Genomic DNA, 16236 nt, shown 5'->3' with positions numbered 1-16236 from the left:
TCATAAAAAGAATAGTAGTCCCTTTATAATGGCGAATCCAAAAAAATCAATCACCCAAATTGTTGCTGACAAATATCAATGAAAGCTTTGCCAAAATTACGGATATCCCCATCGACACGGGTGGCTATCCACGTCACATGTTTTCCAAAAATCTTCGTTGGAATTTTGACAAGATTGCGATAATGCTGACCTTCAAATGCCATTTCAGCAATCGTGCCCACGCCCATACCAATACCGACATAGGTACTAATCACATCGGCATCCAAAGCAGTAAGTACAATATTGGGCGTCAGTTCTGCCGCGCTAAAGGCTCTATCAATCGCACCACGACCCGTAAAACCGCCGTGATAAGTGATAATCGGATATTTCGCTAAGGTTTGGATATCAATCTCAGTGCGATTCTCAAGCTCATGTCCCACGGGCACAATCACATGATGATACCAATCATAATAGCGAATACAGTGTAGATTATCGTGCGCAAGCAGCGATTCAGTTGCGATGCCAATATCGGCTTGACCTTGTGCTACCATATTGGCAATCGACTCAGGGTCAGCTTGATGTAAAATCAGATGGACATTGGGGAATTGTTGTTTAAAGCGCTGTACCACCCAAGGTAACACATAACGTGCTTGGGTATGCGTCGTGGCAATTGATAACTCACCCTGATGGGGATTTTGAAAATCTAAAGTTAAATTTTCAATCGACCGTACTTCCACAAAGATTTTCTCAATATGCGGTAGTAGCAGCTCACCGATAGGGGAGAGACCCACCAATCGTTTACCTTGACGTACAAAAACTTCTGCCCGAAGCTGACTTTCGAGCGCGGCAATATGCTTACTAAGACTGGATTGACTGGTGTGTAATACTTTGGCAGCTTGGCTCAGATTGTAATTATTAATCACAGTCTGCCAAACGGTTTCAAGTTGTTTGAGTTGGATTTGTAAATAACGTTGATTGATGACAACATTGATTGCCATAAAATGACCTTAATAAAAAAACGAAATAAAAATGCTCGCTATAAGCGCTTGATTGAAGTTAAATCTTAACAAAACTAGGCATTACCGCCATATCTGTGTTAGACACCGCGCCTGCCATGCTACTATCGACTACAGATAAGCTTTCATTATCAACGACCGTGACATGACAGGCATTATTTTGCTGATAGATAGCAATCGGCTATTGCATAATTTGCCCCAAAGCCGTCAACAGCTAACAACTGACAAAAAGGTTGAAAGTCATCGCAGGGTGTCAAGTATAGCATATTACCATAAAATAGCAGGTTCAAAACCTAGCTGCTTACGTCAGGCATATTTAATAGGCTTAAAATTTAAAAAATTGAAATATGACAAGTCTGCAAACATTGACTTAGTTATTGATTCAGTTGCAGCGCCAACTTGTTTCAGATATCGACGTTTCAGACAGCCATAATAATTTTAGTTTGTCTAGACCTAGAAAACCGCTACAATAGCAAGATTTTAATGAAGTTTTGTGGTAAATCGTGCGTGATGAGTGAGAGGTAACATGCAAATATCAAAACAACCTGTGTCAAACGACCAAGCGGCGCTACCAAGCGAAAGCTCAACAGGCACAAAAAAGTCTTGGGGCGAAGCCATCAAAGCCTATATGGACAAGCGCGCTTGGGTGATGTTGCTTTTGGGTTTTTCTTCAGGGTTGCCTTATCTATTGATATTTTCTAGTTTATCAATTTGGCTCAAAGAAGCAGGGTTTGATATCAAAATTATCACCATGTTTAGTTGGGCGATGCTGGGGTACTCGTTTAAGTTTGTTTGGTCGCCACTCGTCAATGCCGTGCCGATTCCATTGTTAACCAAAATGTTGGGACAACGCCGTAGTTGGCTGGTTGTGGCACAAATCGTGGTTGCCTTTGCAATTTTTATGCTTGGTAGTTTCAATCCTACCAGTGATGTTGTACTTGATTACATGGCATTTTTTGCCGTGTTATTAGGTTTTTCAGCGGCGACACAAGACATCGTGATTGATGCCTATCGCATTGAAATTGCTGAAAAATCCATGCAGCCCGTACTCTCTGGTATGTTTATGGCAGGCTACCGAATCGGTCTGATTGTTGCAGGGGCGGGGGCGCTGTTCTTGGCAGAATATTTTGGCTCGACCAAAGCCACTTACAACTACGCTGCTTGGCAACAAACCTATTATATTATGGCATCTTTGATGCTAATAGGGGTTGTCACCACCCTTTTGATTAAAGAACCCACCGTCACCCGTGAGCAGCATGAACGCCCGATGTCGGATTATTTTCAACTGTTTTTACTATTTTTAATTTCAGTGATTGCGCTGATTGCCAGTTTTATTGTCATCGGTCACGTGCTTCCAGAGACTGAGTCAAAATTTTTGGGCTTTATTTATGAGAGTATTAAATTTATTGGCGCTGTTGTTATTGCCATTGGCACCGCTTTAGTGTTATTAAAAGCCAAAATCATCAAAAAGCAAGTCGCGGTTGACATGTGGGTCGCGCCGATTCAAGACTTTTTCATTCGTTATGGTAAAAAAGCCGTATGGCTGATTTTATTGATAGGCTTGTATCGTATTTCAGATATTGTGGCAGGTACGACGTCAAACTTGTTTTATGTCAATTTAGGCTTTAGCAAAACCGATATCGCCTTGGCGGTCAAAACCTTTGGGATGGGGATGTCAATTGTAGGTGGCATTCTAGGGGGCTTGCTTGCCGAGCGTTTTAAAATCATGAATGCTATGTTGATTGGTGCTATTTTAGCGTCAGCCAGTAATTTATTGTTTGTGATTTTGGCGGGCAAGGGTCATGATTTTTTTTATATGTACTCGGCGGTGATGTTTGATAATCTCGCATCAGGTTTAGCAAGTGCCATCTTCGTCGCCTTTTTATCGGTATTGACCAATATTCGCTTTAGCATGGTACAGTATGCACTGCTTAGTTCATTGATGACGTTAACACCAAAAATTTTAGGTGGCTACTCAGGTGCGATGGTAGAAACCATGGGGTATCCTGCTTTCTTCACCTTTACCGCATTGATTGGGATTCCTGTGCTGTTGTTGATTTATATGGTAGATAAGCATGTGATGAGCCAAGATGCGACAAGAGGCGATAACATCACCCATGAATAACCCAATGTCATCTTACACCATTCAATCATTGTTGGCTGTGCCAAGCACAGTTGAAAAACACATCCGCAAACAGTTGCTGGGTGAGTATCTTCATGTAGGGCAAACTTATCTTATTACCCATGATAGCGAAATGGTAGCTGCAGCAATAGCCACTCAATATTTTGCAGCGCTAGATGAGTTGATAGCCGGTAAACCATTCGCTTATGTAGTAGGTAAACAAAGTTTTTGGCAGCATGATTTTTTAGTCAATCAGCATACTTTAATACCGCGTCCTGATACCGAGCGGTTGATAGAGGCGGTGCTTAATCACCATAAAAATAGCCTAAGCAAACCAATGAATATTTTAGATTTAGGCACGGGGTCAGGTTGTATTGCCATCACGCTGGCAGAGGAATTTAAAAATTCATCCGTTAGCGCAGTAGACAAGTCACCTGAAGCACTGAAGGTGGCAGTACAAAATGCTAAAAGACTAGGGGTTAATAATATCGCGTTTTTTGAAGGCAGTTGGTATGAACCCTTTGTGACAACCCATGCAGATGAAAGCAATAAATTTGATATCATCGTATCTAATCCACCTTATATCGATCCCAACGATCCCCACTTGGCAGGCTTAACCGATGAACCTATTAGCGCGCTAATCGCGGATAATAAAGGTATGGCGGATATCTGTCATATTGTCAAAACTGCGCCACAATTTTTACAGCCTCATGGGTTATTAGCGATTGAACATGGGTATGATCAGGGTGAACAGGTTAGGGGCGTGTTTTTATCAAATGGTTTTGACGAGGTAATTACCGTCAAAGACTATGGGAATAATGAACGGGTAACGCTAGGTGTACTAAATTAATGGGCTAAAATAGCCTAAGTAAATATGTGAAATTTAACTACTATGTCAAAACAAACAGAATTAACCGATGCAGAAATGCTACGCTATGCCCGCCAAATATTGCTAGAAGGGTGGGATATAGAAGCACAAACGCGGCTAAAAAATAGCTGTGCGATTATTATTGGCATGGGTGGGTTAGGTTGCCCACTTGCAGAAACCTTGTGCCGTGCTGGCATTGGCAAGCTACTGATTATTGACGATGATACGATTGATGAGAGCAATCTGCAGCGGCAGTCATTATTTACCCCTAACGACATCGGTCAATCTAAAGCGCTGGTAGCCAAAGCTAAATTACATGAAATCAATGCATTTTGTGATGTTATCGCCATACGAGCACGTTTAACAGCAGATAATTATCAACAAATGGTTGAACAAGCAAAAATAAATAGCCTAAGCAAAATAATATGCGATTGTACCGATAACTTCAAAACACGAGACCACATTAATACCATCGCTGTCAAGTCAAATTTATCATTATTATCAGCCTCCGCCATTGCGCAAACCGGGCAACTGGCATTATTTACGCCGCAGCAGGGTTGCTATCATTGCTTATTTCAAGGGGCAGGGGATGATGAGCGAACGTGTGCCACTAGCGGCGTACTTGCCAGTACCACCCAAATCATCGGCAACCTTCAAGCCCAAGCGGCTTTAAGTTTTTTGGGACTGGGCATCAATCCTATAGCGCAAACGTTATTGCTATGGAACGGCAAAACCATGAATCTTAAAAAACTTCACTATCGTAAAGACGCTAACTGCGAGATTTGTAGCCAACCATCCGCTATCACAGACGTCATGTAAACTAGAGTCAATCATGCAAAAAAATCACTTTTTGAAAAAATCCTTAAATGTCATTCAGCGGGTCGGCAAGACGGCAACCGTTGCTGGCAAAGCAGGTCTGCGTATCGCCCAAGGTGAAAAAATAACCCCAACGCTGCTGCGTCAAAGCTTTGAAGAGTTGGGTACTACCTATATCAAAATCGGTCAGTTTATTGCCAGTACCCCGTCCATCTTTCCCCGCGAATATGTGACAGTATTTCAAGGCTGTCTGGATCAAACCACGCCCATGCCTTATAGCTATATTGAAGGCGTCTTAAGAGAGGAACTGGAAAAAGATGGGCAGACATTGGAAGATATTTTTCAAAGTATTGAGGTCAAACCGCTAGCGTCTGCATCCATCGCCCAAGTCCACAGTGCTATTTTAAAAAATGGCGATAATGTGGTGTTGAAAGTGCAAAAACCTGAAGTAGATACCATCATTCAAACCGATTTAGGCATGATGGTTGGGTTGACTAAACTGATTGATAGTATCGCACCATCGTTAAAATTTGCCAGTATTTCACCCATTATTGATGAAATCCGTTTGCGTATGGCAGCAGAAACGGACTTCTTACAAGAAGCCAAAAACATTGATGATTTCCAAGATTTTTTGAAAAAAACCGATAATCATAAAGTAGTCGCACCCGATGTTTATCATGATATCAGTACCAAAAAAGTACTTGTCATGACACGGTTTTTTGGGGTGTCGATGATTGATGATGCCGCCATGCGTCAATATTGCAAGTACCCAGCACAGGTGATGACAGATACTTTAAATACGTGGTTTTCTAGCTTGATGCTGTGCAATAGTTTTCATGCCGATTTGCATGCAGGCAATTTGATGTTATTGACCGATGGTCGTATTGGCTTTATTGATTTTGGGATTGTAGGCAAACTTGAACCCAAAGCCTGGCAAGCCAGTATGGGAATGATGGATAGTTTTGCTAAAGAAGACTATCGCGGCATGGCGCATTATATGGTTGAAATGGATATGACCCATGCGCGAGAGCAAGTCAATGTCGATGTCCTTGCCCAAGATCTTGAATCATTGATGAAAAAAATCTTGGCGGAAGATAGTTTGTTTATGGGAAAAACCATTGACCAAACCATGCCAAACCGATTAAAAGATCATACTGATGAAATCAACCAAATGTTGCTTGAAATGGTGGAAGTCGGTAAACGCCATGGTATTCATTTCCCAAGAGATTTTGCGCTACTGACCAAGCAACTGTTATATTTTGACCGTTTTATGAAAGTACTTGCCCCTGAGATGGATATGTTTCATGATGCGCGGATTAAAATGGCATAAACACGCGATGAATTAATCCTCTTTGCGCTGTAGCCATGTTCTAAGCCAAGTTAAAATCGCTTGGTGATGTTTGATACATAAGCTCAGCGCCTTCAAGTCTGCTTTTAGGGTTTTTTGTTGGCGCTGTAGGCTTTCTAACATCAGTTGAACCACCAACTCTGTCACCAGATCTGAGATATCATCAATATTGCGCTGACTAAGTTCCTTAAAAAACCGCGCCCAATGCTTAATAAGTTTGTTTTGCTGCTCTGATGTCAAGCCCGCCAGTATAAAATGTGCTTTGGCATTAATTCGCTCGTAAGTTGACCATTTTGGGTTATCAAAATCCTGCAATCTTGACTGAATGGTTTGAATCCAAGTAATCAACTTCAATAATTCTTCATCGGCAATGGCTTGCCAAGTTAGGCAGCAACTTTCATCATAGTTTTTGCAGGGCGTATCCATGGCATGAGTGATACCCTCAGTGTCACCCGTTAAATTTTCGTCCAATCGAATAGGTGCTGTTGCTTTGGTAGATGGGTGTTTCGGTTTAAAAACATTAGCCGCTTCGCTGCGCTGATAAATATCGCGGATGACAGATTGGCTAATACGGTTATTTTCCAGACTGCCTAACAGCTCTGGTTGAAACAAAAAACACAACTGCAGATGCAGTTGTACCGTCAATTCGCTATCAAAATTGAGCAGGGCATCTTGCGCTTGCCGTGCTTGGTTTTTTCGCCCCAATCCCATTTTGTTCTTGATGTCTTCACGCAGCAACCAGCCATAACTGCCTTTTGGCAGTTTTTGGGTCAGCGCAGAGAGTTGCTGCAAAATCTTGCTGCGGTTTTCAGGGGTATTGGTAGGATATTGACGCGTCAGACTTGAGTACAAATAGGCTGATAGGGGAACGGCTTGGGCGATTTGTTGCTGCATCGCTAACAAACCATGCGCTTTGACATAACTATCCGGGTCATGATTATCTGGCAGTGTCAAAAAATGCAATTCCTTGCCATCAGTGAGCGCAGGCAACCCAACTTCCATGGCACGCCAAGCGGCTTTTTGTCCTGCACTATCACCATCAAAACTTAAAGTAAGTATGGGATTAAATTGCAGTAATCTTTCGATTTGTGATTGCGCCAGCGCTGTTCCCATAGAGGCAACTGCGCCATATACGCCCGCTTGATGAAGGCTTATGACATCCATATAACCTTCAACCACCAGCCAGTCTTTGGCTTTGGCTTTGCGACCTTCAAAAAGACCATACAACACGGCTTGTTTATGAAATACCGGTGAATCTGAAGAATTGATATACTTGGGCTGCTCATCATCGGATAGGGTGCGACCGGCAAAGCCAATTACGCGCCCTTGTTGGTCGCGAATGGGAAAAATCACCCGATTGCGCAGCAAATCAAAATCACGCCCATTTTGCGAAGTGCGTACCAATCCCAAGATTTTTAAACCTTCGATATCTCGGGGGAAGGCTTCCTCAAGATGTTGCCAACCGTTTGGGGCAAAACCTAAGGCAAATTCTTCGATAGTGTGCGGCGTCAAACCACGTTTGAGCAAATAATGTTGGGCAAAGCTATTTTGCTGTAATTGATGCTGATAAAACTGGCATATTTGGGTCAGTAAGTCGTATAAACTTGATGAACTATCCTGTAGGCTGTTATTAGTCAAGTCATCAAAGGGTGAAAACCCACTAACGCTTGCGTCATCATAATCAGCAAAAGGGATGAAGCTTGCATCTAAGTTATCAGACGTTTGAAAATCATCAAAAGCGTCTATCCACAAAGACTCTGCATCGTCAATAGACGGACGCTCGGCAACATCTGATTCAGAGAGGGCTTGAGCGGGACTTTGAGCCAGATTTTGATGAGATGATGCCCTTGCTTGCGATACAGCAGGTTTGGATGCAACGGGTGTTTTTTTATAGGTATGTGATTTATTGACAGGTTCTTTGGGCAACTCAATCCCCGTTTGACGGGACAGTTCTTTGAGCGCTTCGCCCGCGGTGAGGTTTTCATACTCTTTTAAAAAGGTGAGCGCATTGCCTGCGACACCACAGCCAAAACAGTTATATAGCCCTTTTTGCGGATTGACAAAAAATGAGGGCGTCTTTTCTCCATGAAAAGGGCAACAGCCTTTGAATTCATTGCCCGAACGTTTGAGCTCCACATGCTTGCCAATAATCTTGACGATATCAGCATTGGCAATGATTTGATCAATGATGGCATTGTTACTCATGGTAAAAAGCGCATTTCCAGTTAAAAATTAGCTGATTGAAAAAAAATAGCTAGGATAAACCTAGCTAATGTTAACAGGGTTTATAGATTATTTGACTTGACTGGTATTGTCAGGTGGCAGACCCAAGCCAATTGTAGTCTCACGTGGTCTTGTCGGTGTTTCATCATTTGCCGTGGTAGCCGGACTTGGCAGGCGCATTGCCGCAGCTTGCTGAATTGAGGTCTGAATCACTTGCGGCTTGGTGTTGCCTGAGTATTGACCCGACTGCTGGGCTAGCCCTTGAACAGCAGCATTTTGTGAGCTTTGACCCAACACGCCCAATGTGGCTTTATTTAACCAGTTTGAACCGGTACGGGTATTATCAAGTCTGACGTTGCCACGCGCATCAATCAGACCAGGATAGTTGATACGAAGGAGTTGTTTATATTGATTGGCAGTATCGGTCATTCCCAGTTTGTCATAGCTATAGGCGATGGTTGCAATAGACTCTGGAATCGCTTCGCTTTGTGGATAGTACTGAAACACCCATTTGGCACGATTGGCGGCTGCCACATAGGCTTTGCGTTTAATATACCAGCGCGCTACATCCATCTCACTTTCTGACAATTGGTTATAAATATAACGCATACGTAGCGCAGCATCTGGGGCATACGCACTATTGGGAAAGCGATTAATCAATTGCTGAAAGTTATTAAACGCAATGCGCGAATAGCCCATATCACGGTGTGCAGGATTAAGCTTGGTGTACTTCATCACGCCACCTGATGCCGCCTGCATATTTGAGATGCCGCGAACATAGTACGCGTAGTCAACTTGCGGGTTGGATGGGTAAGACTGGATGAAACGATCAGCACTGGCAATCGCATCCAAATAGTCACCATGTTGGTACTGCGCATACATCAAATCAAGTAACGCTTGCTCGCTGTAATCACCCACAGGATAGAAAGTCCGCAAATCGTTCAACTGGCTAATTGCTTTAGCAAGGTTGCCTTTTTTGATATTGTCAGACGCCGCTTGGTAGTAGCCTTGTTCGCTTTTTTCAGCTTTGGTCGCGACGACTTCGTCTTTGCCACCCAACAATTTTGAATTTTTTAGCGTTTGACAGCCAGATAAAGTGGTCAAAGCCAGAGTAATTGCGGTGACACCCACAACTTTGGAAAGATGATGCATACAAACCTCAAATCTATTGCAAAAATATTTGCCCATCATAATACTTATTGTTCAAAACTGAATGCAAAATATTGTATTAAAAATTTCACTAAGTCTATCACGAAACGTTATACTTTGTGACCTATCCGCGCATATTAATTTTGCAAATCCCTATACCCTAAGTCTGAACTGTTTATGACCACGCCAATCGCCTCACATCCAATCGAATCAAACATTGAATCTATGACTCAAAACAACACCAATCAACTCGAAGAAGAATGGGAAAACCTGTCACAACCACACCCAAGCACTCAAACCCTGCAGATCCACGATGCTGGCAGTCATCAAATTATCCAAAATTATACAGTCAACTCTGAGCAAATAGGGGAGCGCATTGATAAAATTGCTGCCTTGGTATTTAGCGATTATTCGCGTGAGCAAATTAAAAATTGGCTTGAGTCAGGCGAACTAACCGTAAACGGCGCAGCGCAAAAACCCAAATATCGTCTTAAACCCAACGATGTACTAATGCTCAAAGCGAATTTGACCGCTCAACAGCAAGATTTGCCCGAGAATATCCCACTTGATATCTTGTATAAAGATGAGGCGGTGCTGGTCATCAATAAGCCAGTAGGCTTGGTCGTTCATCCTGGCGCGGGCAATGGCTCGGGTACGCTAGTCAACGCGCTGCTTTTTCATTATCCTGACAGCCGCACGCTACCTAGAGCAGGATTGGTACATCGCATCGATAAAGAAACATCGGGTTTAATGGTGATTGCAAAAGACAGTCAAAGCCAGTTGCATCTAATTAATCAGCTTAAAGACAAATCCGTGTACCGGCTTTACCAAGCAATTGTGTTGGCGTCCGCGGCTGAGCTTGCCCGCCATCGCACTATTGATGCACCCATTGGTCGCCATCCGACCCAGCGCACCAAAATGGCGGTGGTGGGTAGTGGTAAACCTGCTGTTACCCATCTTGAGAAAATCACAGCGATAAGCGACGCTGTCTCATTGGTCAGCGTCCGTCTTGAAACAGGGCGTACCCACCAAATCCGCGTACACTTATCAAATTTGGGCTTCCCATTGCTCGGAGATCCGCTATATGGCGCTGCGCGTAAAAATGCAATATTGTTAAAAACCTTGGATGACGACCAAAAACAAATCGTACAACAGTTCCAGCGTCAGGCGCTACATGCTTATGAGCTTGGCTTTATCCACCCAAAAACAGGCGAGCCTATTAAAGTGCAAGCACCCTTGCCCGAAGACATGCAAAAATTACTCGACACCCTAAAGCCCTAGCAAAGCCATAACTTTTTACCGTACTACTATTTTTAGTCAACTTATGACCAATACCCAAGTTATCAGTGCCGAGTCCTTTTTACGATTTAATGGAATAACCGATTAAGGATTAACAATAATAGCCGGTGCGGTCGTGACAGGCACGGTGGTCATTGTCGCTACCGCGGGCGTTGATGCGGGTAGCAATACAGGGGTTGTCGTGGTAGTAGAAACAACCGTAGCAGGTTTTGACACGGTTACTGTCGCGCCTGAGCCTGTTTGTACCGTCACTGGGGTGGTGGTATTGACATTCGATGTTGATACTACAGTTGTACTAGGCAGTGTTGTAGTAGGTGCTGTTGTTACCACAGGGGCTGTGGTAGTGACGACAGGCGTAGAGGTAGATGTAGAGACAGTGCGATAAGTCGGCGTCGTGACAATTTGTGTCGGGTAAAACGGCATACCATCAACGATGGTAAATCCATTGGGTCGAACCATTACCGTATCGCTAGTGCCATCGATATGTTGATTGACAATTGTTGTGGTTTTTGGTGCCACGCGGGTCGTCGTTACTGTTGTCGTTTTCTTAGCGGCGGCTTTAACGGTGCGCGCATGACTGGGCGTTGCCACGGCACTCATGGCAATCATCGCAACTGTCGCGGCAACGATTTGGGATTTTTTTATAGCGGTCATCATCATGTTGTGTTTCCTCAAAAATATACACCGAATTGATAAAATTATTATGCGCATATTGTTGATAGAAATATAAGTTATAAATGTAAATAACACGCAAAATTTGCAATTTATGCGCTAACTGCTGTGAAAAAATGTAACTCCATGGGTCAATTAATTCATCAAACGAGCCACTTTGACAGGCTTGAATTTTTGCTAATTTAAGCGCTTAGACAAGCAAAAAAATAGGCGTGACGGTTGTTTTATTGGGTTACAAGGTTTATCCTTATCCGTTGACATTGAATATTTGGGCAATGCCACGTTAGCGTAAATTTTTTAGCAGTCAAACTTATCAATTAAATGTAGGAGCTATTCATGTTTTCACATGTAGAACCGTATGCGGGTGACCCGATTTTGGGGTTGATGGACAAGCATAAACAAGACCCACGTGCCGACAAAGTTAATTTGGGTGTGGGTGTATATTTTGATAATGACGGTAAATTACCCGTCCTCAACTGTGTGCAAAAAGCTGAAGCACAAATCGCTAATCCACCAAAACCACGTCCCTATCTGCCAATGGACGGTCTGCCAGGTTATCGCGCTGCTTGCCAAAACCTATTGTTTGGTAAAGACGCACAAGTATTAAAAGACAAACGTGTAGCAACCACAGCGACCATCGGTGGTTCAGGTGCACTAAAAGTCGGTGCTGATTTTATTCATGCTTGGTTTCCACAAGCCAAATGCTATGTGTCTGACCCAACGTGGGCGAACCATATCGGCATTTTTGAAGGGTCTGGTTTTGCGGTGGGCAAATATCCCTACTATGATGCAGCGACCAATGGCATCAAATTTGATGAGCTGATTGCCTTTTTAAACACCTTACAAGCCCATGATGTGGTGTTGCTGCATCCCTGTTGTCATAACCCAACGGGCGTTGACTTGACCCAAGCGCAATGGGATAAAGTCCTTGAAGTGGTAAAAGCGAAAAACTTGCTTGCCTTTATGGATATTGCCTATCAAGGCTTTGGTGAAGACATGGATGCAGATGTCTATGCGATTCGCAAAGCAGTGGACATGGGCTTGTTGTTCTTTGTCAGTAACTCTTTTTCTAAAAATCTATCACTGTATGGCGAACGCGTTGGCGGTTTATCTGTGGTGTGTAAAGACGAAGCACAAGCCAAAGCGGTACAAGGTCAACTGCAGTTCAATATCCGCCGCATTTACTCAAGCCCACCTTCGCATGGCGGTCACGTGGTTGATATCGTGATGAATGACGAAGCGTTATTCAATGAATGGGTACAAGAAGTGTATGTGATGCGCGATCGTATCAAAGACATGCGCCAAAAACTGCGCGACAGTTTAGAGGCCAAATTACCCGGTCGCAGTTTTGAATATATCACCAAGCAAAACGGTATGTTTAGCTATACTGGTCTCACCCCTGAGCAAGTAGCGCGCATTATCAAAGATTTTGGTATCTATATGGTCGCTAATGGGCGTATCTCGGTTGCCGGTCTAAACGCTAGCAATATCGACTATGTAGCCAATGCCATGGCAGAAGTGTTAAAAGACTAAGCTTTTTAAATGCGCTTATTAAATAAGCCTGTTAAGACACTAAGATAGCTTAAATCATCAAAACCCTTAACCGCGTGTTAGGGGTTTTTTATGACTTATGGCTTACGATTTATAACTTATGGTATATGACATATGATTAACGGGGCGGGGGAGTATTTAAGCCTGTCTTTGTAAGATTGTAGAAATATTTTTGAGGGTTGTTAATCAAATCCCCACAAAAAACCTTGCTTTTCGTATCGGCTTTTGCTGAGATACCGATTACAATAATTTTTATAAAAATAGGATATCTTTATGGTCGCCCACAACCCCATACCCAATTTTCAAAACCCAGCTGAGTCTACGCCGCCATCCATCCCGCAAGCCCTCACCCCCCAGTTTCGAGAAATCGACTATGGCAATAACGTTGCCCAGCGTACCCTGTGCGTTTTGGTGTTGGATTTGTCAGGCTCAATGGCGATACGCTCAGGCAATGGTGACAAACGCCGTATCGATATGCTCAATGAAGGGATTGAAGCGTTTTATCATGATTTGATGAAAGATGAAACAGCGCGTAACCGTGTACGTTTAGCCATTGTTATCGTGGGCGGGGTCAATGACACTGCAGAGCTGATGATGGACTGGACGGATGCGATTGATTTTTTCCCCATTAAATTTCGTGAAAATGGCATGACGCCGCTCGGACAAGGGATGCTGTTGGCGCTCAATTTGATTGAGCAAGAGCGTATCAATCTACGCGATAACGGTATCAATTATACCCGTCCTTGGGTTATTGCCATGACGGATGGTCTGCCCACCGACAGCCAAGATGTGTGGCAGGCGGCTATCAATCAATGTCACCAAGCCGAGCAAAATAATCAATGTATTATTTATCCGATTGCCATTGATGCGGGCGTGCAAGAAGTTAAGATGCTCAAGCAACTGTCGATTTTAACCCCGCCCGTGCATCTCAACTCCGTTAAATTTGTCGAATTTTTTGTGTGGTTGTCCGCGAGTCTTAAGACCGTCTCACAATCTGCGCCTGGAGAAACCGTGCAATTAGGGAGCATCTCACCGTGGGCGACCATTCAAAGTTGATGGTAAAGACAATCACCTTCAACGCTCATAATAATAAAAAACCTAAAAAATTGGGGATAATGATGAACCAAACCACGGATTTGTTAGCGCAATCATCAGTCCAATCATCTTGGCAAATGTATGGCGCATCCAGTATTGGTAAATCCCATATCGACAGCAACCTGCCCAATCAAGACAGTATCTATTTGCAAAAAACCCAAGACGGTATGGTCGCCGTGGTATGTGATGGGGCAGGCTCGGCAAAATTTAGCCAAGCGGGGGCAGCGTTTTTTAGTCAATCGATTGGAAAAATGCTGCTCAGTCTCGGTGTTAGTCGCAGTGTCAGTAGCAGCGGCATTGCGTTTGATTTAGGACAAGTCAAACAGCAAATTATCGAGCAATTATCACAAATACGCCTCGACCTGCAGTCACAGCTGAACGCCGAATCGAGCCTAAGAGATTATCATACCACCTTTACTGGGCTGCTCATCCATTCAAATCATCAAGCGCTATTGGTGCAAATCGGCGATAGTCCCCTCATCACTAGCCAATTTGTTGTCCGCCATCCTCACGTTGATTATTTTACCAACTTGCAAGTGTACGGGGATGATAGCAAGAATGAATACGTCAATGAGACGCATTTTATCACCCAAGACAATTGGCAATCCTTTTTAAGGGTTGAGCCCATTGATTTATCGCAAGTGGATTGCCTTGCACTGATGTCGGATGGCTGTGCGGACTTGGTATTTGAAGGCGCAAGTGTTACGCCCAAAATTTACCGCCCTTTTTTTGGCAACTTGCTATTTAATTTAACCCAAAGTCAAAGCTCACAGCAGGGCAGCGCGATTATTGAACAGGCGCTTGGCAACCCTGCGACCTATCGATTAACCGGTGATGATAAATCCTTGGTGGTTTTATTAAAAAATCAACAGCATTATCAAAACCTTGAACCGATGGTTGAGGGGCAAAATGAAACCCTAGCGACTGAAATCATAGCGACCGCACCAAACAACTCTACGGTTTGGCATACTGATGCTGTCAATCAAAAAAATACCCGCGTCACTAGCACGCCTGATGACGTAGCATTTAATGACATAAGTAATAACATCAATAACATAGCGCCTAACCCAAAGCCGCACGCCAGTGTTGTACATACTGCTCCTGCAACGCCAGCGGCCACAACGTCACAGGTGTTGCCCCCTTCGCAGTCCGTCAGTGACTCAACCAGACAGCGGCGTAATACCGCTATGATGGCTGGCGCCGCGATGCTCATTGGCACAGGTGTATTGGGCTGGATAAATAAAGATCGATTGCTGCCGACGCAAACTGTCAACAATGCCAATACTGCGGCATCGGTGGCGAGCGCAACGCCCACCTCGGCTATAACGCCCCCACTGACCGCGCACGCACTGGGTGATTCCTATGCCATTGATTTGAGCAAAGCTACAACGGTTACCGATAGTGGCAATCCGAGCGATGATCCCATCCTAAAGGTAATAATAGCCAGCCCGCAAGGTGGGTCTATCGATGTCATCGAGCAAAAATCTAAACCAACAAGCAGCGCTAAAACTAAAAACAACAATAAAAACGAAAACAAAAATAGTGTGAATCAGGCCTTATTATCCGCCACTGTTACCACGTTAGTCGCTAATAAAAACCCATCGGCTGCAACGGTTGCCAGTGGCGCAGCGAGTACAGCGTTGCAAAACCAACATACCGAGACTGAGGCTAATTTGACCGATTCACAATTTAACAATCATGCTGTCAAACTTGCGGCTAAAGCGAGCTGTTTGCCAGTTACCGATGCCCATGATTTGACAAATTTAGGGGTCACCATCCAGCCCACGATGAATTACTACAATTGCCAAATTAGCTTGCCTATCAAATCGATGACGAGCCAAATAGCGGGGTTAAGCAAAAAGACGGAAATCTTGGATAGTCTGACGCTCGATAAAGGGTTGTCAGAAGTTTTAACCGGCTCTATCACCAATACTGCAGCTACTGCCTCTACGGGTTTGCCTGTTAGCACAGTCAGCGATTCTAGCGGCAATCAGCAAATACAGCTATACTATTTGGGTATTACTGACCCAGTAAATCATATGAGTGCCACTGCTAGCACCGCTTTACCCGCCTCATCTGCCCATCTGAAGAGATAGTC

13 protein-coding genes are annotated in these 16236 nt (G+C 43.8%); 9 read left to right on the top strand and 4 right to left on the bottom strand.

Annotation, left to right across the window (positions count from 1 at the left end; all coding sequences use genetic code 11):
• Positions 1–50 precede the first annotated feature (50 nt).
• On the bottom strand, positions 51–977 hold the full coding sequence (locus RT143_RS02170) for a LysR substrate-binding domain-containing protein (protein ID WP_007115284.1): 927 nt from the start codon (positions 975–977) through the stop codon (positions 51–53).
• A gap of 163 nt (positions 978–1140) precedes the next feature.
• Here RT143_RS02170 and RT143_RS02165 point away from each other — a divergent pair, with 163 nt between their 5' ends.
• The 5 genes from RT143_RS02165 (at position 1141) to RT143_RS02145 (ending at position 6131) form a co-directional block, all read left to right on the top strand.
• Positions 1141–1428, top strand: a complete 288-nt coding sequence (locus RT143_RS02165) for a hypothetical protein (RefSeq protein WP_313090858.1) — start codon at positions 1141–1143, stop codon at positions 1426–1428.
• A 93-nt stretch (positions 1429–1521) separates the two neighbouring features.
• Positions 1522–3120, top strand: a complete 1599-nt coding sequence (locus RT143_RS02160) for an AmpG family muropeptide MFS transporter (RefSeq protein ID WP_313090856.1) — start codon at positions 1522–1524, stop codon at positions 3118–3120.
• Positions 3113–3967, top strand: a complete 855-nt coding sequence (gene prmC, locus RT143_RS02155; RefSeq protein WP_313090854.1) for a peptide chain release factor N(5)-glutamine methyltransferase — start codon at positions 3113–3115, stop codon at positions 3965–3967. The genes RT143_RS02160 and prmC overlap by 8 nt, the downstream gene beginning before the upstream one ends.
• A gap of 42 nt (positions 3968–4009) precedes the next feature.
• Positions 4010–4804, top strand: coding sequence for a HesA/MoeB/ThiF family protein (locus RT143_RS02150; RefSeq protein ID WP_313090852.1), 795 nt, complete (start codon positions 4010–4012; stop codon positions 4802–4804).
• A 13-nt stretch (positions 4805–4817) separates the two neighbouring features.
• Positions 4818–6131, top strand: coding sequence for an ABC1 kinase family protein (locus RT143_RS02145; protein WP_313090850.1), 1314 nt, complete (start codon positions 4818–4820; stop codon positions 6129–6131).
• Between the two features lie 12 nt (positions 6132–6143).
• On the opposite strand, the gene RT143_RS02140 is transcribed toward RT143_RS02145, so the two are convergent.
• Positions 6144–8354, bottom strand: a complete 2211-nt coding sequence (locus tag RT143_RS02140) for a DNA primase (protein WP_313090848.1) — start codon at positions 8352–8354, stop codon at positions 6144–6146.
• Positions 8355–8441: 87 nt separating this feature from the next.
• Positions 8442–9524: an outer membrane protein assembly factor BamD gene (locus RT143_RS02135; protein WP_313090847.1), complete on the bottom strand. Its 1083-nt coding sequence runs from the start codon at positions 9522–9524 to the stop codon at positions 8442–8444.
• 174 nt (positions 9525–9698) lie between these two features.
• Here RT143_RS02135 and RT143_RS02130 point away from each other — a divergent pair, with 174 nt between their 5' ends.
• Positions 9699–10802: an RluA family pseudouridine synthase gene (locus RT143_RS02130; RefSeq protein ID WP_313090844.1), complete on the top strand. Its 1104-nt coding sequence runs from the start codon at positions 9699–9701 to the stop codon at positions 10800–10802.
• Between the two features lie 102 nt (positions 10803–10904).
• On the opposite strand, the gene RT143_RS02125 is transcribed toward RT143_RS02130, so the two are convergent.
• Positions 10905–11480, bottom strand: coding sequence for a hypothetical protein (locus RT143_RS02125; RefSeq protein ID WP_313090842.1), 576 nt, complete (start codon positions 11478–11480; stop codon positions 10905–10907).
• 348 nt (positions 11481–11828) lie between these two features.
• On the opposite strand from RT143_RS02125, the gene RT143_RS02120 reads away from it, so the two are divergent.
• From RT143_RS02120 to RT143_RS02110, 3 genes are all read left to right on the top strand, one after another.
• Positions 11829–13025, top strand: a complete 1197-nt coding sequence (locus RT143_RS02120; protein ID WP_076776244.1) for an amino acid aminotransferase — start codon at positions 11829–11831, stop codon at positions 13023–13025.
• A 291-nt stretch (positions 13026–13316) separates the two neighbouring features.
• Positions 13317–14099, top strand: a complete 783-nt coding sequence (locus RT143_RS02115) for a vWA domain-containing protein (RefSeq protein ID WP_007115297.1) — start codon at positions 13317–13319, stop codon at positions 14097–14099.
• A 62-nt stretch (positions 14100–14161) separates the two neighbouring features.
• Positions 14162–16234, top strand: coding sequence for a PP2C family serine/threonine-protein phosphatase (locus RT143_RS02110; protein WP_313090838.1), 2073 nt, complete (start codon positions 14162–14164; stop codon positions 16232–16234).
• Positions 16235–16236 lie beyond the last annotated feature (2 nt).

The sequence above is a fragment of the Moraxella sp. CTOTU48268 genome (assembly GCF_032069585.1).
GTDB lineage: Bacteria > Pseudomonadota > Gammaproteobacteria > Pseudomonadales > Moraxellaceae > Faucicola > Faucicola cinerea.
The sequence above is the reverse complement of the archived record's forward strand: the minus strand, read 5'-3'. Positions and strand labels throughout refer to the sequence as shown.